Source organism: Frankia sp. CgKIO3 (genome assembly GCF_977946435.1).
Window position 1 is genome coordinate 1 of record NZ_CDWTMO010000031.1, and the last position, 22,989, is coordinate 22,989.

Annotated in this window: 24 protein-coding genes and 2 pseudogenes; 11 read left to right on the forward strand and 15 right to left on the reverse strand. The window is 68.7% G+C overall.

Features of this window, described 5'->3' with window-relative positions; translation table 11 throughout:
• The coding region (gene tnpA / locus AC08OJ_RS05875; RefSeq protein ID WP_476595235.1) for an IS200/IS605 family transposase at positions 1–431 on the reverse strand (431 nt) is incomplete at its 3' end.
• A gap of 170 nt (positions 432–601) precedes the next feature.
• Between tnpA and AC08OJ_RS05880 the strand changes: the two genes are divergently transcribed.
• Positions 602–1,216: an RNA-guided endonuclease InsQ/TnpB family protein gene (locus AC08OJ_RS05880; protein ID WP_476595236.1), complete on the forward strand. Its 615-nt coding sequence runs from the start codon at positions 602–604 to the stop codon at positions 1,214–1,216.
• Between the two features lie 37 nt (positions 1,217–1,253).
• Here AC08OJ_RS05880 and AC08OJ_RS05885 read toward each other — a convergent pair whose 3' ends face one another.
• The 3 genes from AC08OJ_RS05885 to AC08OJ_RS05895 form a co-directional block, all read right to left on the reverse strand.
• Entirely contained in the window at positions 1,254–1,796 is a 543-nt protein-coding gene (locus AC08OJ_RS05885; RefSeq protein ID WP_462188771.1) for a DUF3618 domain-containing protein, read from the reverse strand.
• 125 nt (positions 1,797–1,921) lie between these two features.
• Complete coding sequence (locus tag AC08OJ_RS05890) at positions 1,922–2,374, reverse strand: phage holin family protein (RefSeq protein ID WP_476592009.1); 453 nt, start codon at positions 2,372–2,374, stop codon at positions 1,922–1,924.
• 264 nt (positions 2,375–2,638) lie between these two features.
• Positions 2,639–3,523: an alpha/beta fold hydrolase gene (locus AC08OJ_RS05895; protein ID WP_476592008.1), complete on the reverse strand. Its 885-nt coding sequence runs from the start codon at positions 3,521–3,523 to the stop codon at positions 2,639–2,641.
• 1,954 nt (positions 3,524–5,477) lie between these two features.
• Between AC08OJ_RS05895 and AC08OJ_RS05900 the strand changes: the two genes are divergently transcribed.
• The 4 genes from AC08OJ_RS05900 to AC08OJ_RS05915 are packed head-to-tail and all read left to right on the forward strand — an operon-like array spanning position 5,478 to position 10,045.
• Complete coding sequence (locus tag AC08OJ_RS05900) at positions 5,478–6,608, forward strand: DegT/DnrJ/EryC1/StrS family aminotransferase (protein ID WP_476595253.1); 1,131 nt, start codon at positions 5,478–5,480, stop codon at positions 6,606–6,608.
• A 2-nt stretch (positions 6,609–6,610) separates the two neighbouring features.
• On the forward strand, positions 6,611–7,588 hold the full coding sequence (locus AC08OJ_RS05905; RefSeq protein WP_476592012.1) for an NAD-dependent epimerase/dehydratase family protein: 978 nt from the start codon (positions 6,611–6,613) through the stop codon (positions 7,586–7,588).
• Between the two features lie 2 nt (positions 7,589–7,590).
• Positions 7,591–8,898 (forward strand): MGDG synthase family glycosyltransferase, encoded by a 1,308-nt coding sequence (locus tag AC08OJ_RS05910; RefSeq protein WP_476595237.1) that lies wholly within the window; start codon positions 7,591–7,593, stop codon positions 8,896–8,898.
• A 52-nt stretch (positions 8,899–8,950) separates the two neighbouring features.
• The gene (locus AC08OJ_RS05915; RefSeq protein ID WP_476595238.1) at positions 8,951–10,045 is read left to right on the forward strand and encodes an EamA/RhaT family transporter; all 1,095 of its coding nucleotides are present in this window, start codon (positions 8,951–8,953) and stop codon (positions 10,043–10,045) included.
• Positions 10,046–10,238: 193 nt separating this feature from the next.
• Here the strand turns inward: AC08OJ_RS05915 and AC08OJ_RS05920 are convergent, their stop codons facing one another.
• From AC08OJ_RS05920 to AC08OJ_RS05930, 3 genes are all read right to left on the reverse strand, one after another.
• Positions 10,239–10,397, reverse strand: coding sequence for a hypothetical protein (locus tag AC08OJ_RS05920; RefSeq protein WP_023840144.1), 159 nt, complete (start codon positions 10,395–10,397; stop codon positions 10,239–10,241).
• A gap of 995 nt (positions 10,398–11,392) precedes the next feature.
• Positions 11,393–11,635, reverse strand: a complete 243-nt coding sequence (locus AC08OJ_RS05925; protein WP_476592005.1) for a DUF397 domain-containing protein — start codon at positions 11,633–11,635, stop codon at positions 11,393–11,395.
• Complete coding sequence (locus AC08OJ_RS05930) at positions 11,632–12,492, reverse strand: helix-turn-helix domain-containing protein (RefSeq protein ID WP_476592004.1); 861 nt, start codon at positions 12,490–12,492, stop codon at positions 11,632–11,634. The genes AC08OJ_RS05925 and AC08OJ_RS05930 overlap by 4 nt, the downstream gene beginning before the upstream one ends.
• 530 nt (positions 12,493–13,022) lie before the next feature.
• Here AC08OJ_RS05930 and AC08OJ_RS05935 point away from each other — a divergent pair.
• A complete protein-coding gene (locus AC08OJ_RS05935; protein ID WP_476592003.1) occupies positions 13,023–13,301 on the forward strand; it encodes a hypothetical protein in 279 nt (92 codons plus the stop codon).
• A gap of 279 nt (positions 13,302–13,580) precedes the next feature.
• Here the strand turns inward: AC08OJ_RS05935 and AC08OJ_RS05940 are convergent, their stop codons facing one another.
• Positions 13,581–14,057 carry a hypothetical protein gene (locus AC08OJ_RS05940; protein ID WP_476595239.1) on the reverse strand — a complete coding sequence of 159 codons (477 nt, stop codon included), beginning with the start codon at positions 14,055–14,057 and terminating at the stop codon, positions 13,581–13,583.
• Between the two features lie 18 nt (positions 14,058–14,075).
• On the reverse strand, positions 14,076–15,548 hold the full coding sequence (locus AC08OJ_RS05945; protein WP_476595240.1) for a hypothetical protein: 1,473 nt from the start codon (positions 15,546–15,548) through the stop codon (positions 14,076–14,078).
• Between the two features lie 362 nt (positions 15,549–15,910).
• Between AC08OJ_RS05945 and AC08OJ_RS05950 the strand changes: the two genes are divergently transcribed.
• Positions 15,911–16,813, forward strand: a complete 903-nt coding sequence (locus AC08OJ_RS05950; RefSeq protein ID WP_476595241.1) for a putative protein N(5)-glutamine methyltransferase — start codon at positions 15,911–15,913, stop codon at positions 16,811–16,813.
• Between the two features lie 145 nt (positions 16,814–16,958).
• On the opposite strand, the gene AC08OJ_RS05955 is transcribed toward AC08OJ_RS05950, so the two are convergent.
• Positions 16,959–17,981: a tyrosinase family protein gene (locus AC08OJ_RS05955; protein ID WP_476595242.1), complete on the reverse strand. Its 1,023-nt coding sequence runs from the start codon at positions 17,979–17,981 to the stop codon at positions 16,959–16,961.
• A 1-nt stretch (position 17,982) separates the two neighbouring features.
• Entirely contained in the window at positions 17,983–18,456 is a 474-nt protein-coding gene (locus tag AC08OJ_RS05960; RefSeq protein ID WP_476595243.1) for a hypothetical protein, read from the reverse strand.
• Between the two features lie 389 nt (positions 18,457–18,845).
• On the opposite strand from AC08OJ_RS05960, the gene AC08OJ_RS05965 reads away from it, so the two are divergent.
• Positions 18,846–18,986: a hypothetical protein gene (locus AC08OJ_RS05965; protein WP_462204069.1), complete on the forward strand. Its 141-nt coding sequence runs from the start codon at positions 18,846–18,848 to the stop codon at positions 18,984–18,986.
• 188 nt (positions 18,987–19,174) lie between these two features.
• Here the strand turns inward: AC08OJ_RS05965 and AC08OJ_RS05970 are convergent, their stop codons facing one another.
• Positions 19,175–19,399, reverse strand: coding sequence for a PIN domain-containing protein (locus AC08OJ_RS05970; protein ID WP_476591998.1), 225 nt, complete (start codon positions 19,397–19,399; stop codon positions 19,175–19,177).
• Positions 19,399–19,695, reverse strand: a complete 297-nt coding sequence (locus AC08OJ_RS05975) for a type II toxin-antitoxin system Phd/YefM family antitoxin (RefSeq protein ID WP_462204071.1) — start codon at positions 19,693–19,695, stop codon at positions 19,399–19,401. The genes AC08OJ_RS05970 and AC08OJ_RS05975 overlap by 1 nt, the downstream gene beginning before the upstream one ends.
• A gap of 98 nt (positions 19,696–19,793) precedes the next feature.
• Between AC08OJ_RS05975 and AC08OJ_RS05980 the strand changes: the two genes are divergently transcribed.
• Positions 19,794–20,420 (forward strand): aldo/keto reductase, encoded by a 627-nt coding sequence (locus tag AC08OJ_RS05980; protein WP_476595244.1) that lies wholly within the window; start codon positions 19,794–19,796, stop codon positions 20,418–20,420.
• A gap of 117 nt (positions 20,421–20,537) precedes the next feature.
• Here AC08OJ_RS05980 and AC08OJ_RS05985 read toward each other — a convergent pair.
• A pseudogene (locus AC08OJ_RS05985) lies at positions 20,538–21,695 on the reverse strand (RNA polymerase sigma factor).
• Positions 21,692–22,099 (reverse strand): YciI family protein, encoded by a 408-nt coding sequence (locus AC08OJ_RS05990; protein WP_476595245.1) that lies wholly within the window; start codon positions 22,097–22,099, stop codon positions 21,692–21,694. Before AC08OJ_RS05990 ends, AC08OJ_RS05985 begins: the two are co-directional and overlap by 4 nt.
• A gap of 133 nt (positions 22,100–22,232) precedes the next feature.
• Here AC08OJ_RS05990 and AC08OJ_RS05995 point away from each other — a divergent pair, with 133 nt between their 5' ends.
• Positions 22,233–22,595 (forward strand): hypothetical protein, encoded by a 363-nt coding sequence (locus AC08OJ_RS05995; protein WP_476595246.1) that lies wholly within the window; start codon positions 22,233–22,235, stop codon positions 22,593–22,595.
• A 247-nt stretch (positions 22,596–22,842) separates the two neighbouring features.
• Positions 22,843–22,983 (forward strand): annotated as a pseudogene (locus AC08OJ_RS06000) (AAA family ATPase); the annotation flags it as partial.
• Between the last annotated feature and the right edge of the window lie 6 nt (positions 22,984–22,989).

A 22,989-nucleotide genomic window follows, 5' to 3' on the forward strand; every position in this document is an offset into this window, starting at 1 on the left:
TGCGGAAAACAAGCCCAGACAGGACGGGTCTGCTGCTCGATGTACTGGCGGACGGCGGTCAGCGGCGCCCCGCCGACCGATCCGGCGAAGTAGGAGCCGGACCACAGCCGGTTCGCGCGCCAGTAGTGGCGGGCCAGTTCAGGGAACTCCTGGCGCATCCGCCGGGACGACACTCCCTTGAGGCTGTTGACCAGCCGGGATAGTGCGACCTTCGGCGGGTAGTTGACGAGCAGGTGGACGTGTTCGCCTTCGCCGTTGAACTCGGCAAGGTCCGTTTCGAAGTCGGCGCACACCGCCCGCATGATCTTTTCCAGTCGGGTCAGGTGCCCGTCCTCGAAGACGCGGTGCCGGTATTTGGTCACGAAAACCAAGTGGGCGTGCAGCGCGAAAACGCAGTGCCTGCCGGTACGGATGTCGAGATCGCTGCCCATAGGCCAATGGTAGGCTTGATCTGCGCAGCTTCGGTACAACTTCCGCCTCGACCCGTCGCCGGGTCAGAGGGCGGCGCTGTCCCGGACATTCGGCTGCGCCCGGGTCGTGTTCAACGACGGGCTGCGGCTGCGGCAGGAAGCACACACCGCCGGGTTGCCGTACGTGTCGGATGGGGAACTGTCGAAGCGAGTCATCACCGAGGCGAAGAAGACCCCGCGACGGGCGTGGCTCGCCGACGTGTCGGCGGTGGTGCTGCACCAGGCGGAAGAAGGCTGTCGTCAAGGTGGCATGGGTGCACGCCCACGTTGCCGACGCCCGACGGGACTGGCAGCACAAGCTCTCCACGACGATCATCCGCGAGAATCAAGCGGTGTACGTCGAGGACCTGTGCGTGGCCGGTCTTGGCCGGACCCGGCTGGCCCGGTCGGTGTACGACGCCGGCTGGTCCCAGTTCATCGCGATGCTGGAGTACAAGGCCGCGCTGCAGGGCCGGGTATTCGCGAAGGTCGACCGGTTCTTCCCGTCGTCGCAGGTCTGTTCGGCGTGTGGGGTGAAGGACGGGCCGAAACCACTGGCGGTCCGGTCGTGGGCGTGCCCGGCCTGCGAGGTCGTCCACGACCGGGACGTGAATGCGGCACGGAACATCAGGGCCGAAGGGCGCAGGGTTGCCGCCGGGCAGGCGGAGACCGTAAACGCCCGTGGAGCGCGGGTAAGACCGGCCTCCGTGCCGGCACCGCGCGGCGAAGCGGGCACCCATCCGAAGCCCACGCCCACAGCGGCGTAGCAGGCGGGAACCTCCGCCCTTCAAGGCGGAGAGGATGTCAATCCGGGTCGATCTCGCAATGCCGCCGGAGCCGGAGGATGAGCAGCAGAATCACGAGCAGAACCGCCAGCCCGGCGGCGGACCCCGCTGCCCGCGGGTTGTCGGCGGCCTTCTGCCGGCCAGCTGTGAGGGCGCTGCCTGCGGTGTCGCGCACCTGGCCGGCCTTCGCCGCCACCTGCGGGTGCGCCTCGATCTGCTTGTGCACAGTCTGCGTGGCCGTACCCGCGGCGCTGCCGGCCGTCGCGCGGGCCTTCTGCGCGGTCACGGCGAGCTGCGGGTGGGCGTCGAACTGCCGGCGTACGGTGGCCTTCGCCTGATCCGCCGTGTCCCGGGCCTTTTCGGCCGCGATCTCCGTCGTCGCCGCGACCTTCGGGCGGACCGCCTCGGTCGCCGTGGTCACCCGGCGTTTGATGTCCTGTGCGGTGCGACCGGCGACCTTCTGCGGGCTGACCCGGTCGGAGAGCTGGTCGAGGTCGCTGCCGAGCCGCGCCCGGGTCGCCTCGATGTCGGACCGGATCTCATCCGGACTCGTGCTTGTCACTGCGAACCTGACCTTTCTGATGCTTCTGCCGGTGGTTCCGCGGAAACACGGAGCGGTGGGCGGCACGGGGAGTGGCGACACGGGGTAGTGGGCGGGTGAACGAACCCGCGGTGGTGGGGGAGGGACTACCCGCGGCGGCCCTGCGCCCACTGGACGTCCTCGCGCAGCGTCTCCACGGTCTGCGCCGGAGTGGGGTGGACCGCGCGCACGGTGGAACGACCCCTCAGGGCCAGCACGGCCGCGACGGCACCGAGGACGACGGTGATGATGAGGGCGGCCCAGCCCAGCGCCATCACCTCACCCAGGCCGAACATAACGGCCAACAGGGCGAAGAGCAGGGCGAAGTAACCGGCGCCGCCCGCTGCGGCGAACATGCGGGCGCCCTTGCCGGCCTTCTTCATCTCCTCGCGCATCTCGGCCTTGGCGAGGGCGACCTCCTGGCGGAACAGCGTGGAGATATCCGAGACGACGTCGGACACCAGTTCCCCGGTCGATTCGCGGTCCCCGGTCGTGCTCCCGGCGGCCGGCGGGGCCGGCGCGGTCCGGAGAGCCTGGGTGGCATCCGATGAGGTCCGCACCCGTGCACCATCCACGTACGGGGCGCTATCGTCCGGGTAGGGAATACCGGTCGTTCCCGACTGCCGCCGGTGTGCACTCCTCATGGGTTCTCCTCGCGGCTTCTCCTAGCGGGCGTCCGCGTAGCCGCACCCGCAGAACAACGTACGATCTGCGGATTCCCTCGGATCGGCGGCTTAACCCCGGCAGTCGCGCCACCTGGGACGAATTACCGTTTTGTCCGTTTTCCGCCGGACTCTCGCGCCCGCGACCGGCGCACCCGGTCGTCAGTCCACCCGTTCCTGCGGGGAGGAGCGCTCCCAGTCGGCGAGGATCGTCCGGATCCCGGTAACCAGCAGCAACGGCTGATCGAGCATGACGTGATGGCCGGCGAGCGGGATCTCGATCACCGGTGCCACCCGCCCGAGGAGATTATACATCTGGACGCCGATGTCGGGGGTGAGCAGGCCCTTCTCGGCCCGGAAGAGTGCGACCCGGCAGCGCACCTTGCGTAGTACCTCGGGCGACGGGGTCCGGTTGCCGAACACCTTCGGGTCGAACTTCCACGTCCAGCCGCCCTGGACCGACCCGATCGAACCCCGGGCGACGTGATCGATGATGAACGGCAGCACGTAGGGCTGCTCCGGCACCGCCCGGAACCGGGCCAGCGCGTCGGTCGCCGTCGGATACACCCGCAGCGGGCCGAACGCCGTCCGGTCCCGGGCCGCCCGTTCCTCCGGGGTGAACTCCTGCACGGGGGAGTCGACGACGACGATGCCGGCGACCCGGTCCGGGTACTCCGCGGCGGTAGTGATCGTTACCCAGCCGCCCATGCTGTGCCCGATGATGATCGGGGGCGAGGTGACCTCGGCGTGGTCGATGACACCGATCACTTCGGCCGCCCAGGTACTGAGCGAGTAGTCCTCGCGCCGGTCGCTGTCACCGTGGCCGGACAGGTCCAGCGCGATGACGCGGTACTCCCGCGGGATCATCGGCGCGATGTGGTCCCACCAGCCCGCGTGGGCGGCACCACCGTGGACCAGCACGATCGCCGGCCGACTGCCTCTGCCCCAGCAGCGGTAACTGATAGTCGCGCCCGCCACCTCGGTCTCGTGCCGCTCCGGTCGGTGGTCAAGGGCGGCCTCGAACCAGGCCGGTGCTTCATCATCCATCCCAGGTCTCTGCCGTTCGGTTCGTCGGGCGGGTGGCTCCATCGTCGCCGGCCGGCGACGTGTCCCACCCCTGATACAACACCGCCAGGCCTGCGTTCAGGCCGTTCGTGGCCGTGTTGTCGGATTGGCGATGAGACGACCACCGCGGGGCGGCGATCATGTAATGCTGGACCGGCCTGCGTAGATGCGCTGGCGGTCGACCTGCCTCGGCCGATGCGCAGGACGCCCGACGACGCCGGGTGCGAACGGCGCGTGTGCACTCGGTCCGGCGAGGTGACCGGGTCGGTACCGGAGCCCGGACCCCGGCGGCCCCGTGCGGCGTCACACCCGTTCCCGGGAATGCACGTCGTGCACCACGGGCGTCCCACCGCCGCGGATATTCCCGTGACCGCCGCCACTCCCTTCGCTGCACGGGGTGCAGCGAAGCATTCTGATGTTTCCCATGTGCAACAGAACCGGTAATCTAGCCCGAAATTTCGACCTTTCGGGGGACTGCCGGCCGGCCCGGGCGAGCTGCTCGCACCGTTGCACGTTGCTTTCAAGAGAAAAATGTTACTTTTATATTGATGTGGTATAATTTCGGCCCGGAGTTTCGGGTCCGGGCCCGACCTCTCCGGTCCGCCGCCTCCGCGCAGGCCGCGTGGTCGTGCCACGCTTGATCACCATCGGGCCGGCGCGGGGCAGCCGTCCCACTGGCTGCTCTACGACACACGCCGGTGCGAGATCAGTTTCCAGGAGGCGGCATCGTGACCATTCTCGCCCCATGAAGCACATTTCGGTGCAGTTTGGCAAGAGTCGAGGGTGCGGAAACCGTTAGGGACCTTGGTCCCGTCGCGTCCGACAGATGGGGGTCGTACACTTTCACCAAGTCCCGACGAGGCCGTCTACCTGCGTTCCCCCCGTACGTCGGGTGAGACGGCTTCGTCGGGACTACTTGTATCCGGTTGTATCCAGACCGTTCTCGAGCGAACGGCCCTGGTTCGATTGTAGATGATCTTTTTCTGGTCGCTCATTCCGGCTGGGTGATTTCTCGACGGCCGATCAGCCCCGGCTGGCCGCGTCCTCCATCCGGTTCATCCGTCTTCAACTGATCGTCGTCCGCGTGCCCACAGGCGTGGTTCGCATGGCGATCAGTATCTGCCGCAGTGCCTGCTCGTTCCCGCCCTGCGTCCTCGGTCGATGTCCTCGGTCGAGGTCGCGGTTCATTGACAGGAACGAAGGGTGGGGTGACATCCGCCGCCTCCGCGGCTACCCGAGTGAGTGTTACTTGGAGTAATGGAGTGTCGCGTTGGGTATCGGAGACGCGACGATGCAGGCCTCCCGGCCTTGGCCGTGCCCGGGAAGCGGCTGGCCGGGACCAGTGCCGTAACGACGGTGCCGTAACGACGAGGTCCGGGCGGCCGCGGTACTGGAGGAGCAGGTCTGGGTCGCCGTGGGCGGACCCGTCGCCGTCGCGGCGAGTGGCGTCGCCATCAATCACCATGTGTCGCGAGTTGGCGGTGATTAGCGACAGACATCTCTCCTTCATCACAGGAATATCGCCTTGCTGACATATTTGGCTACTTTCGGACAGATATGGGATGTTTTGTGGGGAGTAGCCGTGGGCTGCAGACATGCCGGCGATCGGGATCGATAGCCTGTTTTGGGCATGTACCGACAAAGCCGATGGTTGCCTCCGTACGGGTCGGAGGGAGCGCGGTGGGTCGCTGGCGGGAGGCCGGCGGAATCCGGAGTCGGTGATGCCGCGAAGGCCGCGGCTTGTCCCGGCCGGGTCCTTCGTCGCGGCGCAGCCGCTATGGATTCGGAATGAAATAACTTGTTCACTTCGGGGTCCTCGCGAGCCCGTGACCTGCGAAGACGCATATTGGCTTGCATTAATTAATTCATTACGAATTCTATGGGGGCCGGCCGGCTCGCTCGCACGGGAATGACTCGGAAGGTAGGGGTGAACAAGGTGCATGTCCCCGCGGCGCGCATCGTCTTCTCACCGGAGGATCGCGCGGAGATCGCATCGGCCGCGACCGAGATCCTGGCCACCGGTGCGCTGACCTTGGGTGTCCATACCGCTGAATTCGAGGCGGCATTCGCCGCGGCTCACGAGGCCCCGTTCGCGGTCGCCGTGAGCAGTGGAACGGCCGCATTGGAGATCATCCTTCGTAGTCACGGTGTCGAAGGCGCGGATGTCGTCGTGCCAACGAACACGTTTGCGGCGACCGCTTTCGCGGTGTTGCGGGCCGGTGCCATGCCGGTTTTCGCGGATGTGAGTTCGGACACCTTTGCCCTGACCGTCCGCAGTGTCGAGGCCGCGGTGACGCCGCGGACCCGCGCCGTTGTCCTGGTCCACATCGGTGGGCTGATCCCGCCGGACGTGGCCGAGTTGCGGGCCTTCTGTGACGATCGAGGCATCGCGCTGGTCGAGGACGCGGCACATGCCCACGGCAGCCGCCACGGTGACGGCCACGCCGGGTCGTTCGGGATCGCGGGAGCGTTCTCGTTCTATCCAACCAAGGTCATCACGAGCGGTGAGGGCGGAATGATCCTCACGTCCGATCCCGCCATTCACGAAGCCGCTCGGATCTATCGTGACCAGGGCAAAGCCGGTTTTCTCGGGAACGTTCACATCAAGCAGGGGTACGCCTGGCGGCTCAGCGAGATGCAGGCGGTCACCGGCCGGGTGCATCTGCGGCATCTCGCCGATTTCCTGGCGACCCGCGCCACCGTAGCCGCGCGGTACGACGCCGCGCTGGATACCCTGGGCACCGTTACCCGCCTGCAGATGCCGCCGGCTGGTCTCTGCAACTACTACAAGTACATTGTCTTGCCCCGCCCCGGGATCGATCGCGGCCGGCTGAAGAAGGAGCTGAAGGAACGCCACGGCGTCTCCCTGAGCGGTGAGGTCTACGAGTCGCCGCTGCACCGGCAGCCGGTCTTCAGTCACTACGCGGTCCGGTCCCTTCCGGTTGCCGAGGACATCTGCGCCCGGCACGTGTGCCTGCCCATCCATTCGGACATGACCGAGGTGGAGGCCGACCACGTGGTCGCGTCCTTCGCCGCCGCGCTGCAGAGCCTGAGCCTGGACGGATGACGATGAAGATTGCGGTAACCGGAGGGTCGGGTTTCATCGGCAGCCATGTGGTCGACCGTCTGCTCGACGCCGGTCACGACGTTCTCTCGCTGGACGTCGAACACCGGCCGGTCGACCCCCGGGCCAGTTACCAGCAGCTCGACGTGCTTGATCTGCCGGCGGTCACCGCCGCGCTGAGGGGCGTCGAGGCCGTCTTCCACATCGCGGGGATGTCCAATGTGGACTTCGCGTTCGCCGACCCGGTGCGCACCGTGCGGCTCAACGTCGAGGGCACCGGGAACATCTGCGAGGCGGCGCGGCAGGCCGGGGTTCGGCGGGTGCTGTTCGCCAGCACCGTCTGGGTGTACGGGGCGGTCGGTGACCGGGCCGGCTCGGCGCCGCTGACGGAGGACGCCGAGATCACGCTGGGCCGCGCCGGGCACGTCTACACCTCGACGAAACTGGCCGCCGAACTGCTGCTGCACAGCTATCAGCAGACCTACGGGCTGCCGTTCACCATCCTGCGTTACGGCATCCCCTACGGCCCCGGAATGCGTGACGAGCTGGTGCTGGCCCGCTTCGTCCGCAAGGCTCTGAACGGCGAGTCGCTGACGGTGGCCGGCGACGGCCTGCAGTTCCGCAACTACGTGTTTGTCCGGGACCTGGCCGAGGCGCACGTGCTGGCTCTGACCCCCGACGCGGCCAACACCACGCTCGCCCTCGAGGGCAGCGAGTCGGTCAGTGTGCTGGAGATGGCACGGGCCGTCCGGGAGCATTTCCCCGGCACCGCCATCGAACACATGCCTGCGCGCCCCGGGGACTTCCGCGGCCGGGAGATCTCCGCGCAGCGGGCCGCGGAGGTGCTCGGCTGGCGACCGACCACACCCTTCTCGGAGGGTGTCCGGCAGTACATCGAGTGGTATCTGGCAAATCGACGGCCTCCGGCTCAGGCGCTCCCGCCTGTCGGCGACCTCGACGTCTCCGCGGTCTCCTCGGAGTGACCATGGCGCAGATCGGCGGTAGCACGGTGAATGGACCATCCAAAGATGATGTTGAGGTGGGAGTCGGCGGCCCGCCAGCCGTCGGCGAACCGGGGGTCACGGAACCTGTCCTGCCGGGGCCGGCCGCAGCGGGGGGACCGGTCGCCGCCGCACTCCCCGCCGATCCGCGCACGCACGGCGTCGACGCCCGGCCCGCCGGGACGCCGACGCGGCGGGGCTCCGCGCTGCTGCTGTCGGGCTCGCTCGGGATGGGCCACGACGTGATGGCGCAGGCGTGCGGCGCGTCGCTCACCCGGCGCGGGTTCACCACCCGGACCGCCGACAGCCTGCGCATGCTCGGTGGGCGTAACGGCTCCCGGGGGGAGAAGGTCTTCCGTGGCATGATCGCCGTTCCGGGCCTGTATGACGCCGTGCACTTCTCCCAGATGAGAACCGGTGGCCGGCTCGCCCAGGCCATCGAGAGGACGTCGAGCCGGTTCGTCGTCCCGGCATTGCGCGAGGAACTGGCCGCTCAGCCGACCGATCTCGTGATTTCGATCTTCGCTACCGGAGCCGCGGCGACCAGCCGGGTCAAGGCCGAGTTCCCCGGCCTGGTGACGGCGGTGTTCTCCACCGATTGCTGCGTGCACCGGCTGTGGGTACACGACAACACCGACCTCTACTTGGTCACCTCGCAGACCGCCGCCCGGTACGTGCGGCGGTTCTCGCCGAACGCGCTGATCTCGGTGGTCCCGACCCCGGTCCGGGAACCCTTCTACGACCCGCCGACTCAGGAGGAGGCGCGGGCCGCGCTCGGTATCCCCGCGAACGCTCCCTGCGTGCTGCTGATGTCCGGCTCCTGGGGGCTGGGACCGTTGGTGGAGGGTGCCGCGGCCATGGCCGCGGCGGGCATCTACGTGCTTGCGGTGGCCGGCCGCAACCAGCGGTTGGCCGCGCGGTTGACGGCTCTGTCGGAACGGCAGCACAAGGTCATCCCGTTCGGCTTTACCGATCGCGTCCCGGCGCTGATGGCGGCGAGCGACCTGGTCGTCACGTCGTCCGGGGACACCTGCAGCGAGGCTCGGGTGATCGGACGGGACCTGCTGCTCATCGACGTGGTGCCGGGGCATGGCCGGGATAACCTTCAGAAGGAACTCGAGCGAGGTCGTGCCGAGGTGACGAACACCGACCCGGTGTCGTTGACCAGATCCGCGCTCGCGTGCCTTGACCGGGTCAAGCCACCGTCGGACCGGGTGGCGATCGGCCCGCACGCGTGGGAGCAGGCATTCGGGGCGGCTCTGGCGCAGATCGGTTTCGGCGCGGACTGGTGAGGCAAACCCACGGTTCGGGACGGATCCTGAGGGCCATGATGTTGGACGGGACATGAGCAGAGCCCTGGTGATCGGTCTGCCGACCGCGGTCGTCTCGGCGGCTCTCTACGGGATCGCGCCGCTCGTCCAGGCCCGTGCTGCCCGCCGGGAGGAGGAGAGCTCGGGGCTGGGGCTTGCGCTGCTGGCCCGCCTGGTGCTGCGCCCCCTGTGGCTGATCGGCCTTGCCGTGGAGGCGGGCTCGTTCCTGCTGGAGGTGTATGCCCTGTCCGTGGCCCCGGTGGCGATGGTCGCCCCGGTGATGGCTCTCGACATGATCGTCTTCACTCTGCTGGCGCAGCGGGTGCTCGGCGAGAACATCAGCCTGACCGGCTGGCTGGGCGTGGTCGCGATGGTCGGCGGTATCGGCCTGCTCGCCTTCGCCTTCACGCACCGAGCGGAGGTTGGCAGCTCGGCCAGCACCGATGTCCTGCTGGCCTTCCTCGTCCTCGGTCTGATCTTTGCGCTGCTCTGCGCGTCCCTCGCCAACCTGGCCGTGGTGCGGGACATGGTCGCGGGCGCCGCGTTCGGATTCGGGGCCGCGGCCGGGGTCAGCTACGCCATCGCCACGCTGGCGACCCGCCAGATCGGCCTGGCGGTGAACGAACGACGGGAGGGGCAGTCCACGCTGGTGGACCTGCTCACTACCCCGACGCCCTACGTCCTCGTGCTGTTCTCCGTGCTGGCGCTCGGTCTTCAGCAGCGTGGCCTGCAGGGGCGCGCCGCCGTCATCGCCTTCCCGGTGACCAGCGGGGTCTCCGCCTTCCTGCCGGTGACCCTGGGCCTGACGCTGTTCAACGAGCCGGCGCCCGACGGTGTCCGCCGCGTGGCGTTCATCGTCGCGATGGTGCTGGTCGCGGCCGGAATCGCCGCTCTCGGCCGCGATCGGATGGCGGCAGACCGGTCCGTGGACGAACTTGAGAGCGTGCTACGGCCCACCCCCGACGACCGCCGATTGGAGGACGGCGTCGTCCCCCTGGACGGCCGGCCGGAGGTGGTCGAGCCGTCGGATGCGGAGCCGGGGCAGTCGGCGAGGGCCCGGGACGAAGCAGCTTCTAGCGCTCGTACTGGCACGGTTGTTTACCGTAGCGGCATGTCGAAGAACTTATAGTGATGCGCCGTGTGCTTTCGGTGAGATAGTCGTCGTGGCCGGCCGCTCGGGTTCACCCCCCGATCGCCCGGGCGCCCGGCCGTCTCCCGCTTGCCCGCCTTGCACGTTCCCCGCATCGCGCATCCGGTCGAGGTTTCCTCCGGTCGGGTCGTCGAGACGCCGCCAGCCGCATCTCGACGACCCGACTGGCTCGTCAGACCCCGAACCGCTGGAGGGCCTTGCGCACCCGCAGGTTCGCCTGCGCGAAGGAGATCTTTCCGTCCACGTAGGCCGACAGCGCCGCGCGGCGGACACGCTCGACGCGCTGATCTTCAATCGGAGTGTTGAGTAGGTTGGTCGTGGCGGTGGCCACGGCAATCACCTCCCAGTGGCAGGGAAACAGGGCACTGCAACTCGCGGGTGACCTCGGACGGCACACCGGACCGGAAGGCGGGGAACGAGGCGACGATGCCTCGGCCGATCCTTTCGACGTGAGGTCGATCCGAGATCGGAGATGAGCAGATGGATCTGGAGAGCGGGCGGACGCTGCGCTGCGCCGCCTCGCTAGGAGGGCGAGGGGATGGCGGCTCCGCGCTCCGCCCGCCCCGGCTGACCGAGGACCCGGGCAGGTGCGTTATGGCGCCGCACGCGGGTAGCCGTATTGCCACATATGGTCACAGCGACTGCCCTCCTCCGCGTTGGGCGGGCGCTCGACGCCCGCGTGGCCCGTCCCGGTCGGGTGGAGGTGACCAGACGCCGACCCGCCGGGCTGTGACGAGACCGCAGGTGCCTTGTCACCCGATCGCCTCGCGGCGAGTGACGCACTGCCGTATCCACATCACGTTACAGCCATGTAACGACCGTGACGGGACGAACGCCCGGACAACGAAGCCCGACCGAACATCTATAAGAGTGCGCGACCGGGAGGCATTGCGCAAGAGCCAACCGGCTCGTGGCGAGGCTTCCTGAACAGGCATCTCGGCCCCTCGGCCGGTGGAACGATGCCGTTGATCGAATCGTCTCCGCCTGGCGGGTCCGGCCCGGCGCCGGTCCTGGTCCCAGTCTGAAACACCAGGGCGGTGCATCCTGGCCCGGGCATCCCGGACCGGGCATCCCGGACCGGGTAGGGGTTGACCGAGGATCATCCGGTCACCGGCGTGATCGGCGGGGTTACGGCTACCGGAGCGATATGCATCGAACCGTGGAGGAGAGTCGAAAGCGGCGGGCCCGGTCCCGGTCGCGACGTACCGGAGCGACCGGGACCGGGCCGAGGCCGACCAGCGGCGATCTCGTTCTTTTCCGATGGGATTTTTCGGTGGGGGCGGGACATCCCGCCCCCATTCCCCCGGATCAGGGCCGGACGGTGGTTCAGCCCGGGATGATCCGACTCCGGTCGAACTCGCCGTCCCGCGCGCCGGCCAGGAACGCGTCCCACTCGGCCGCCGAGAAGGCGAGCACCGGCCCGGTCGGGTTCTTCGAGTCGCGGACGGCGACGCCCCCGCCGAGCGCCGCGACCTCCACACACATACCGCCCGCGCCGTTGCTGTAGCTGCTCTTGCGCCAAGCCGCCCCGATGACATTGTCGATGATCGGATTCATATATCTGGTCATTTCATTTCCTCTGCGACCGAGAGTATCATCTGGATGGACTCCTCCGGCCGCAGGGCTGCCGCCAGAAGATGATCCAGCTTCACTCTATAGCGCCTGATTTCGGAGGGGCGCTCAATATAGAGGCTTCCGGCCGCTTCCTCTATATAGACCACTTCGTTGTCTCCCGATTCGGGGAATCCGAGTATCGAGAATGTGCTTCCCAGGCTGGCATGCGCGCCCACGGAGAAGGGAAGCACCTGGATTGTCACGTTCGGCAGTTCGGACTGTTTGGCGAGGAACTCGAGTTGGCTTCGCATGATGGCTCTGCCGCCGATTGTCCGGCGTAGGACCGCCTCGTCCAGAATCACCCAGAGGCGAGGATGATCTGCGGCGGTGAGCCGGCGCTGCCGGTCCAGCCTGAGCGCGATCTTGCGTTCGGCCTCGTCCTCGCTCACCTCCGGATCGTCGGCTCGGATGACGTGCCGGGCGTAGTCGCTGGTCTGCAGTAGCCCATGGACGAGCTGCGATTCGTAGACCGAGATCGAGGCGGCGTCGCCCTCCAGGCCGATATAGATCTCGAACCAGGCGGGGACCACGTCGTGGTAGGTATGCCACCAGCCGTGGCGCCGGGACTCGCGGGCCAGGGCCAGCAACGCGTCCCGGCGTTCGTCGTCGGTCACGCCGTAGAGACCCAGCAGGTCGGACACGTCCCGGGTGCGGACCGGCACGCGGCCGTTCTCCATCCGACTGACCTTGGAAACCGAACAGCGCAGCAGCTGGCAGACCTCGTCGACGGAGATGCCCGCCCCCTCGCGGAGTCGTCGTAACTCGGCGCCCAGGCGCCTTCGCCGCACGGTCGGACCGCCGCTCGTGGCCATCGCTCGTCCTTCGGGCTCTTCGGGGTGATGGATGCATCCTGCCACTTGTTCGCCACTCCTCACCCAGGGCGCGCATCGCTGGGTAGCGAAACTCTTACAGAATCTCTTGCAGAAGAGGCGTGCAGGGGTCATAATTACCTTGAGTAGCGATGATGTACCTCAAGGTGAGAGTTTGGGGTAGGGCTGGTTGCGGGGAGACGTCGATGGTCATCGCGCAGGGTCCGGGATGTCGGTAGGGAGACCGCGCCGAGACACGGTGCCCCGCACCTGTGGTGCCTCCATGCCCGGCGGCCGCGTCGCCGGTCCCGCAGGTGTCGACGCCGTCAGGCGTCAACCGCCAGCCGCCGGTTCCGGGTGAGTGGATGACGATCCTCGCCCGGAGCCGGCCATCTCGCCGTTGTCCGCCGCGCTGTCCCCGTCGCGCGGCTCTCCGTCGTGCGGCTGTGCGGGGGGGGGGGATTTCTTCCGCGGCGGCTCCGGCGGGCAGATCCACGCTCATCATTATCGGACAATCACCGAAAGGCGCGACAATGAAGACTCGCCAATTCCAGGTTTACGACGGCGATGGCGAACTGGTAGCCACCTTCCCGGAATGGGAGGCGGCGCACAACTGGGCTCATCTGCGCGCGAACGAGCCGGTGACCTCGCGGCCCGTGCAGATCGAGGATCGGGTCGAACGCCGTACTTGGACGATTGAGGCGGACCACTGCCGGCTGACCGTGTGGCGGCGACGGGTCGAGTACGGATACTGCGGGCGTGGCGACCTGCGACATGCCGCTACCGCTCGTAAGCACGCCCGGGCGTCCTGAGCCGGTCCACTCGTAGCTGTTGGTGACTCCCGCCTGCGGGTTGGCGCGGCACCCGGCCCGATGGTCTCCCCACCTGGTCCAGACGGAGACCGGTGAGGACTTCGTCCGTCACCCGGTCAACCGGCTGCTGTGGACCGCGATGTACGTCTCCGTCGCCGCCGCCACGGCGGGCGGGTCGAATACCGCCCGACCCCGGGCGGCGGGGCGGCGTTCCGTATCGTCCTGCCCGGTCCGTCGCAGCCCGACTGACCTGTTCACCTTCGCTCTCGCGACCTCCGGCTACCCCGGATCTACCACGAGGGCCTGGAAGTCCCGCAACGTCGGCGCACCGGGATGTCCGCAGCCGCGCATTATGGCGAGCAGCTCCGCGAAGTCCAGGCCGGCCAGGTCGCCGGCCATCTCCCCGATCTGTTCGCGGACGACCTCAGGCCCGCCCATCTCCAGCAGTTGCAGGAACCCTTCGGTCATGACCAGTGCCTGCTCCCGATCGGTGAGGTCCTCCGGCTGCAGGGCGCCCCGGTCGAGCAGGGCCGTCACCGCGAGCGGGGCCAGTACCGGGTCGTCGCGCAGCCCGTCCAGGAGTTCCGCCCCGGCCGGCACCGCCGAGGTGAGCACGTTCAGCATCGCCGCAGCCCTGGTCCGAAACGGGCAGACCCGCACCGCGTCCAGCAGCGGCTCGACGTCACCGCCGTGCCCGGCCAGCCAGTTGGTGATCTCCGCGTTACCCGTCTCCCGGGTGTAGTGCTCAGCGATCACACCCAGCAGTTCGGCGGGCTATGCGGTTGCCAGGTCGCCGACGAGGCCGGCCTCCCGTCCCTCGGCGAGCAGCCGCCCACGCATGGCCCGGGTGCCCAGCGCGGTCAGCGCCACCAACTCGGTGGGCTGGGCGAGCTCCGCGCGCAGGCGGGCCGCCGCCGGGCCGGAAATCGATCGCTCCACCGCGAATGGCGTCTCGACGTCGTCCGCGAGAGTGGCGATGAACTTCTCGTCCGCGAGCCCGCGCGTCCTCTCCACGGCGCCCAGCGCGGCCAGCACATCGAACACACGTTTAATGTCTCTCCCGAGGTGTGTTCGCCAACCGCCCTGCTGCAGGGGGCTTCCGGCGTCGACGCGGAACTGCTGCCGGCACGACTGCCACACCGCCTCCTCCAGGCACGCCATCGGTTCCAGGCACGCCATCGGCATCGGATCCGGCAGGCTGTAGATCGTGTTGAGCATGTCCGGGACCGCCTCGGCGTATACGTCGTACAGCAGGGAGGTGCCACTGCCCGTCCAGATCGGCAGACACACCACGTCCCGCAGCTCGAAGAACGTCTCGAATGCCCGCTGCCACAGTGCCTCGGCGTCCTTGAGTAGCGGCCGCGCCTTGGCCACCGCCACCAGCTTCGTCCGGCTGACCCGCACCAGGCGGGTCTTCTTCGCCCAGGTAAAGATCAGGTTGAGGTGGGGCAGCTCGGCGGTGCTGCGTACCCGCAGGCCCTGCTCGCCGGTATCGAGAAGGTCGACAAGCTCACGCGCGTCGGCCGGCCTGAGATTTCCGGCGGCTGTCAACGGCCGACCATCCGTGCCGACCCAGGCGACGAACGCGCGAAGCTGCCCCACGACCCGGCTGCGCCCGGCCGCCTCCGCGAGTTCCTCCGCCGGCGGCAGACTGACCGGGAGCTGGGCGATGGTCCGTTCGGGTACCGGACCCGGGTAGGCGAACTGCCCGCTCATCAGCTGGTCCAGCAGGTCGTCGTCAGGGCCGGCCAAGCCCGCCAAAACGTGCTTGAAGTGCTCGGGCACGGCCGGAGGGATGATCTCTACCACGGTGTCGCGGACCGTCATATCCCAGAATTTCGGAATCCCCCGACGATCCGGGTCTGCCAGTGCGGCCGGGAACTCCGCCGCGGTCCGCACGATCGCCGCTTCGTTTTCCTCCACCGAAGCGCCCCGCGGGTCCCGGAGCCCGGACTCCGCCATGAACCTGAGCAGCGTCCGCAGGGACGGCGGGGCGTCCGCCAGCTCCTCGGGATCAGCCGCCACATACCGGGGGACCCATTCTAGGAGGAACCGACGCACATGAGCAGGTGTCCACAATTCCAGCCGACCGTCGGTGCTCAGCTGCCGCGAATCCAGCGCGGCCTCCAGGACCAGCGGATTAGCTGGCAATCCTCGCGCCCGCGCCCATGTCTCGCACCGGTGGACCAGCAGCTCCTGCCCGGCCTTGAACTCTTCCTGCTGCTCGATCTCGTAGAACGTACGCATTTGTATTGCCGCTCTCTCCCGGAAAGCCTGACCAGTCAACGCTACCGGTCAGCCGCGACCGACCAGCCAGCGGTGACCGCAGGGCGTGGAGAGGGCATGGAGCGCATGAACGTGAGTGCACGGACGATCGAGGTGAGGCCCGCCGGGAGGGCGGTGAGCGGATCTTCCGTTCGCCGGGGTGACGGCCCGCGGCGATCCGGATCAGATAGCTCGGGTAGGATGGCCGTTGCCACAGGCGATCGTCTTGAGGAGGTGAGACCCATTTCCGCTGTGTCAGGGTGGGTGCTCTCCTCCCGCGGTCGCGCGGTTCGCTCGAAGTAGGCGATCGGGAGGGTGCCCTTCGGCATCCCGAAAGGCTTCCCGTGTCGACATCCGGCCCTTCTGCTTCCTTTCTCCCCTCTTCTCGCCCGTCTTCCTCACCATCTTCGCCCCTGCCGCGGTCCGTCGTCGTCACGAGGCTGCGGGCTGCCGGCTGCGTCTTCGCCGAGGACGAGGCGCGGCTGCTCGTCGATGCGGCCCGGACCCCGGGCGAACTCGCCGCGATGGTGCAGCGGCGCGTCGCCGGCCTGCCCTTGGAACACGTGCTCGGCTGGGCGGAGTTCCATGGCCTGCGGATAGCCGTGGACCCCGGGGTCTTCGTGCCCCGCCGCCGCACGGAGTTCCTCGTCGATCAGGCGGTCGAACGGGTCGCCGACCGGTCCCGGCCGGTCACCGTCGTCGATCTGTGCTGTGGCTCGGGGGCGGTGGGGGTCGCGCTGGTGGCGGCCTTGCCCGGGATCGAGGTGCACGCCGCCGACGTCGAACCGGCCGCGGTGCGGTGCGCCCGCCGCAACCTCGCCTCCGCCGGTGGCCGGGTCTACGAGGGTGATCTTTACGAGCCGCTGCCAGCCGTCCTACGGGGCCACGTGGACCTGCTGGCCGCGAACGCCCCCTATGTACCCACCGACGCGATTGAGCTGATGCCGCTGGAGGCTCGCGAGTACGAGCCGCGGGTGGCGCTCGACGGCGGGGCGGACGGGCTCGATGTTCTGCGGCGGGTGGCCGCCGAGGCGCCGCGGTGGCTGGCCCCGGGCGGTCACCTGCTGGTCGAGACCGGCGAGCGGCAGGCAGCGTCGATCGTCGAAGCCACCGCCCAGGCCGGCCTGATCCCCACGGTCGCCGGTTCCGCCGACCTGAACGCCACCGTCGTCATCGCGACCAGGCCGGCCGCGGCTCCCGTGTCCGCGGTGGGCGCGGCATCCGGACAGCCGCCGTCAGTCGGGTAGGCCCAGCCCTCGTCCGCGGCTGCCCGCGGAAAGGCCGCGGGCAGCCGGATGCAATGGATGCAGATGGACCGAAGCCGTCCTCGGTGAATCTCCGGGACCTGCTCGTCGGTCAACGGGACCTGTTCGTCGGTCAACAGGAGATGTTTCAGGGCAGGACGTCGTAGGTGTAGGTGCCGGTCATGTCGAGCACGCTGCGGGGGGTCGCCGGCGTGCTCGACATGCTCGACGGGGCGAACGGGGAGACCAGCGGGTCGTCGATCCGATGGCCGAGGAGGCTTGCCGGGGCGGTCATGTCCGGCTGGTACACGCGGCCGTGACGCCGCATCCAACCCTCCCAGACGCGGTCGACGTTGCAGTGGTGCACGAAGAAGACCGGGTCGTTGGGGGACGACGCCAGTGACATGTCCCTGCCCCCGCCGACCCAGCGGTGGACCTGGTTGTGCAGTCCGGTGCCGATGAAGCCTTCGAGACGGTTGCGGAACCCCCGCAAACTCACGTTGAAGGGAGCCTCGTCGTAGCTCGCGAGTGTCGGATCGGCGACGGTGTCGAAGGCTGCGGTGAGGTCGGCGTTGCTCGGCAGGATCGACGATCCGAACGTGGCGCTGCCGAATCTCCGCCGCACGCCGCGTTCGGTAACCTGCTGGAGCGCGCCGCTGCTGCTGGTGGAGATCCGTACCCGGAAGCTGGTCGGGTCGGCGGGGTCGAAGAAGAACGCACCGCCGGGGATCGGGGTGCCCTGGCCCCCGAAACCGTCCGGGGTGTTCCGCCACAGCGCCGAAGCAGCGGGGTTCGGTGCCGTGCCGGGAGCGGAGGGTGTCCCGTCGCGCGCCCAGTCCCAGTACGGCAGCCCGAAGTTCGGGTCGCCGAGAACGCGCTGGAGGTGCACTTCCAGCCAGCCAAGCATGACTCGGTGCCAGGGCAGGAAGACGGGGCCGGCGTGCGCGGCGTTGCGGTTGCTCGGTGACCCTCCCGGGGGGACGGGGGTGTTCATCGCGATGACATGCCAGATGACGAACAGGTCGTAGGTCCGTACCGGTCGGCTCGGACCGGGGAGGCCGAACTGATTCGTGCGCAGCGTCGTAGGTTCGTGTTTGAGGAGCTTGATTCCGCGAATGTAGGCCTTTCTCGCGTCGTGGTCGAGAAGGATGTCGCGCCGGACGACCGCCATGTCATGCCCCTTCCGGGAGCTCGCCGTGGGCGTCATGGTGATGGTGCTCGCCCGGACCGCCGTGCGGGCCGTGGTCGTCGCCCGAGGCTCCGGGGGAGAACTCCTCGGGGAAGGCGGTGATGATCAGGCGTACCAGGTCGACGACCGAGGGGATCTGATAGTTGGGCAGGCCGTGGCAGTATGCCGTGCCGTCGTTGGAAACCCCAATGTGGACGTTCAATGGCCGGCCGTCGACGGTGATCTCGTAGGTGGTCGTGATGACGACGTGGTGACCGTCGAAGTCGTCCTCGCGGATACTGCGGGCCGGGTCGCCATGTACGTGTTCCGGCCGGGGAAGGCTAGCAAGATAGTTGGCGAGAAAGGCGGGATGAGTGACGCCTGTCGGGTCCGGTGGCATGTAGTTCCCCCGAATGCCAGGCGGTGTGGTGAGGGTGGTGAGGTGACCAAGAATCCACCGGCGGTATGGGTCTGGCAACGAGGTGTCGTCCAGGCGTCTGTGCGTCACGTGGGTCGGAGACGCCGCGACGTTGCTGGTGCCGGGGGATACGTCAACCTGCCGACCGAGGTGTTATCGGATGGTGGACAGCGCCTTGTTCACGTCTTCGGCGTCGAACTCGACCGGGTCGAACTCGCTGGCGTCCTGCGGGCCCAGCCATCTTGCGACCACGGCTGGTTGGGCTCATGAGTCAATTCTGCTCCCGCCGTCATGGCCGCCCTTCGCAGCCCCGGACAGCGGACCACAGTGTTGGTCTGGAAACAGAGGGGTGGCCGATGTCGCCGACGGGGCTGGCCCGGTGTTCGGTGGCATGATTCTCGTGGGCCGCGCTGCGTCGTGCGCTCTCAGTCGGCGCTACGGGTGATGGCATGAGCCTGCACCTGAGCCAGATCGACGAGGCTGGCGAGCTGCTGACCAACGCCCCGTTGGCGCTGCTGATCGGGATGGTGCTGGACCAGCGGGTTTCGGGAAGAACGAACGCGCTGCCGGCCGCCGCTCGAACGATCTAGCGGCCGGCGCCGGGTGACATGGCCGGCAGACCGGATGCGTCAGCGGCTTCGGCGAGGAGCTTGTTGTAGCTGAGGACGACGTCCAGGGAGTCCTTGAGTTCGAGTGCTGTCGCCAGGTGGATCGCGTCGAGGGTGCGCAGCCGGGGCGGTGGAACGCGGGCCGCGTCGGCGAGCAGCGGTGGAGCGATCTATACAAGATCCACATCGGTCGACAGGAAGGACTCCGCCGGGCCGAGCAGGGCCGGGTTCACCAGGCTGAGCAGCCGGGTCAGTTCGACGGCGAGCAGGGCCGAGGAGACGAGACGCAGTGGCTTCTTCTGCTCGGCGAGCCACTGACGAAGGTCACCCGACTCCTTCTCGGCGATGAACACCTTGGCCAGGGCGGATGTGTCGAGATAGATCCGACTCGGCATCAGCCTTCGCCGCGCAGGTCGGCGAGCCATGCGTCGGTGGAGCGGCCGGTCGGGTTTGCCGCCGGCTCCGGCAGGTGCGCGAGGTTGAACGGACGGGTGGCCTGGCGGATCAGACCGGCGGCGACAAGCTGCTCATAGCGGTCGTCCGCCGCCGGGACGATCCTCGCGACGGTCCTGCCCCGGTCGGTCACCTCGACCGTCTCACCCGCGCGGACCAGCGCGAGCACGCGGGCGGTCCGCTGGGAGAGCTCGCGCATACCCACCCGGAGCCGTCCGTCATCTGCCGCCGCTGTCATACGCTCTATAGTTACTACATGTACAGCGCTGCTTTGGAGCTGACGATCTACCCTGGGGCCTGGAATCGGTGCGTGCCGAACCTGCGATGATGGCGCGGATGAGCGAGCATGGACGCCACTGCGAGGAACTGATCGCGGATTGTCGCCTCCGGGCGGCGACCGATCTGTTCGCCCATACCTGGGACCCCGTCGTCCTGGCGGCCCTTCGCCCGGGCCCCCGTCGGCGCCGCGAGCTGCGTGCCGCAATCGGCGGCAGGCACCCTGAAGATCGGCGAGGTGGAAGCCCGGGCGCGCGTCACCGAGATGGCCACCGCGGGCCGGATCCGCGGCCTTCGCGGCGCGGTCGGCTGACCGGTCGAGTTCGTCGCGGCCAGCCCCTGCCCGCGCGCAGCCGGCTACCCGCCACCGCGGACTACGGCCCGCCTGTGGACGACGAATATCTGTTCGCCGTGGTCGACGCACTCGACGAGATCGCCGCGGAGACTGGTCGGGCCGTGCCGCAGATCGCGCTGAACTGGCTGCTCCAGCGGCCCACGGTGTCCTCCGTCATTATCGGCGCGCGCGACGAGACACAACTCCGGCAAAACCTCGGGGCGGTCGGCTGGTCGCTGAGCACGGGACAGATAGCACGGTTGGACGAGGCCAGTGCCCGCACCGCTCCCTACCCGTACTTTCCGTACCAACGACAGGAGGGTTTCGCCCGGCTGAACCCGTCGCCCGTTTAGAGCTGCGTCCGCCGGTGTCCGCTGGTGGTCTGCTCGGGCGGATGCTCGGCAGGCGGCGGTGGGGACGCTTGCTGCCGCTCAGGATGCAATGCGTGACCTAAATCCGAGCGCGATCCGTCAGCGGCACCGGCGGGCGTTGAGCCGGGAGGCCTGGCGCGTCAGGTAATCGCGCTCGGCGAGGTTGGGTGCCTTGTGGGCCGCCTCGGCGTACAGCCGTGCCGCCGTCGCCAGGTCGCCGTCGCGCTCGTGGAGGTACGCCGCCACCGCGGCGTGGCGGGGCAGCGAGTCGTCCAGCGCCGCGAGCGCCGCCAGCCCGGCGCGCGGGCCGTCGGCCTCGCCGACAGCCACTGCGCGGTTGAGCCGGACGACCGGGCTGTCGGTCAGGCTCGCGGGCTCGTCGTACCACTCGACGATCTGCACCCAGTCAGTCTCCTCGGCGGTGGGCGCGTCAGCGTGGAGTGCCGCGATGGCGGCCTGGGCCTGGAACTCGCCCAGCCGGTCGCGGGCGAGGGCCGCCTGCAGGATTTCGACGCCCTCGGCGATCGACTCAGTGTCCCACCGGCCGCGGTCCTGCTCGGCGAGCGGCACCAGGCTGCCGTCGGGCGCGGTCCGGGTGGCGCGCCGGGCGTGGTGGAGCAGCATGAGGGCGAGCAGCCCCGCCACTTCGGGGTGGTCGACCGCGGCCGCGAGCTACCGGGTGAGCCGGATGGACTCGGCGGCGAGGTCGACGTCGCCGGAGTAGCCCTCGTTGAAGACCAAGTAGAGGACGCGCAGCACGGTGGCGACGTCGCCGGGCTGGTCGAACCGCACGCCGGAGATGGTGCGCTTGGCACGGCTGATGCGCTGCGCCATGGTCGCCTCGGGCACCAGGTAGGTCTGGGCGATCTGGCGGGTGGTCAGCCCGCCGACGGCGCGCAGCGTGAGCGCGATCGCGGACGGCGGCGTCAGCGACGGGTGGGCGCACAGGAAGTAGAGCTGGAGCGTGTCGTCCACCGCGGGCGCGGGCCCGGGCGCCGGCTCCTCGTCGACGAGGTCCTCACGCCGGCAGCGGGCGGCGTCCGCCCGGGTCGCGTCGAGGAACCGGCGCCAGGCCACGGTGACCAGCCAGCCCTTCGGGTCCCGCGGCGGGTCGGCCGGCCAGACGCGGACCGCTTCGACCAGCGCGTCCTGCAAGGCGTCCTCGGCCGCCGCGAAGTCGGCTCCGCGGCGGACGAGGATCCCGAGCACGCTCGGCGTGAGGCTCCGGAGCAGGGCCTCGTTTAGCTGAGAGGTCACTCCGTGATGGTGGGCGGCGAGGCCAGGAACGGGCGCACCTCGAGCCACTCGTGGATCGGCTTCCCGCCCGCCCCAGGGGCGGCCGACAGGTCCCCGGCCAGCTCGATGGCGCGCTCGTAGCTGTCGACGTCGATCACCATCCAGCCGGCGATGAGGTCCTTGGTCTCGGCGAATGGGCCGTCGGTGACCGGCGGGCGCCCCTCACCGTCGTACCGGACGAACGTCCCCTCGGGGGCAAGCGCCTGACTGTCAACGAACTCGCCGGTCCCCTCGAGTCGGGCCGCGAAGTCGTTCATATACTGCACGTGCGCCGCGATCTCCTCCGGCGTCCACTGGTCCATGGGCACGTCGTTGACCGAAGCCAGCGCGCCGCGGTAGTGCTTGAGCAGCAAGTACTTAGCCATCGTGTTTCTCCTCGGTGCTGGTGCGACCCATTTTGGTCGCGTTCACCGCAGGGACGGAGCCAGTCGCGGGTTCTCGACATCGCCGGTTGCATCCCGAGCGCTGGAGTCTCAGCTGAGCGCCGTCACGACGGCCGTGCTCGTCGCTGTCCGGGAACGCCCGGAGCGGATGCGCGCCGACCGCGACGAAGGTGAGCGGCGAGTGGCCCGCATCGTTGCCCTGGGTCGTCAGATAGCGGCCGCGGTGGTGGTCGACGCGGCGCGCGACCCGGTCGCGAGCCGTCGGTTCGATGAACTGGTGCGAGTGGCAGGTATAGACGTGGTCGCGGTGACCGAGGAACACGCGGTTCTCGCCCGGCAGGCGTACCGGGACTTCGGCCGGGGCAGCGGCAGTCCTGCCCGGTTGAACTTCGGTGACCCAGGAACGGGATGGTGCTGGACCAGCCAGTCTCGGAAAGGTGGAGTGGGACGGGACGGTCCGCACCCATCTGACAAGTAGCGCCAGGCTTTGGTCCGCGGCACCGCGTTTGTGCCCCCTGCTGCCCTCCGTCGCGGGCTGTCTGCGAGGTCGGATCGGCAGATCTGTGAGCCTGCTGTCGGAAGAGTAGAGTACCTGCTTATAGTAGAGTAGAGATGTGGTCGACTATCGGCGTCGTGTCCTCGGCGACACACTGGACGCACTTCAGTCGCATCTTCGCGCCCTGTCGATCCACGGGCCGAAGGCGGTGGGCAAGACCGCGACTGCGATGCGGCGCGCAGAGTCGATCATCGATCTCAGCCTTCCCGGCCAGCGTGAGATCATGGCCGCCGATCCGACCGTCCTGACCCGGCTGCCGGGGCCGGTCCTGGTCGACGAGTGGCAGCGCCTTCCCGAGGTGTGGGACCACGTGCGG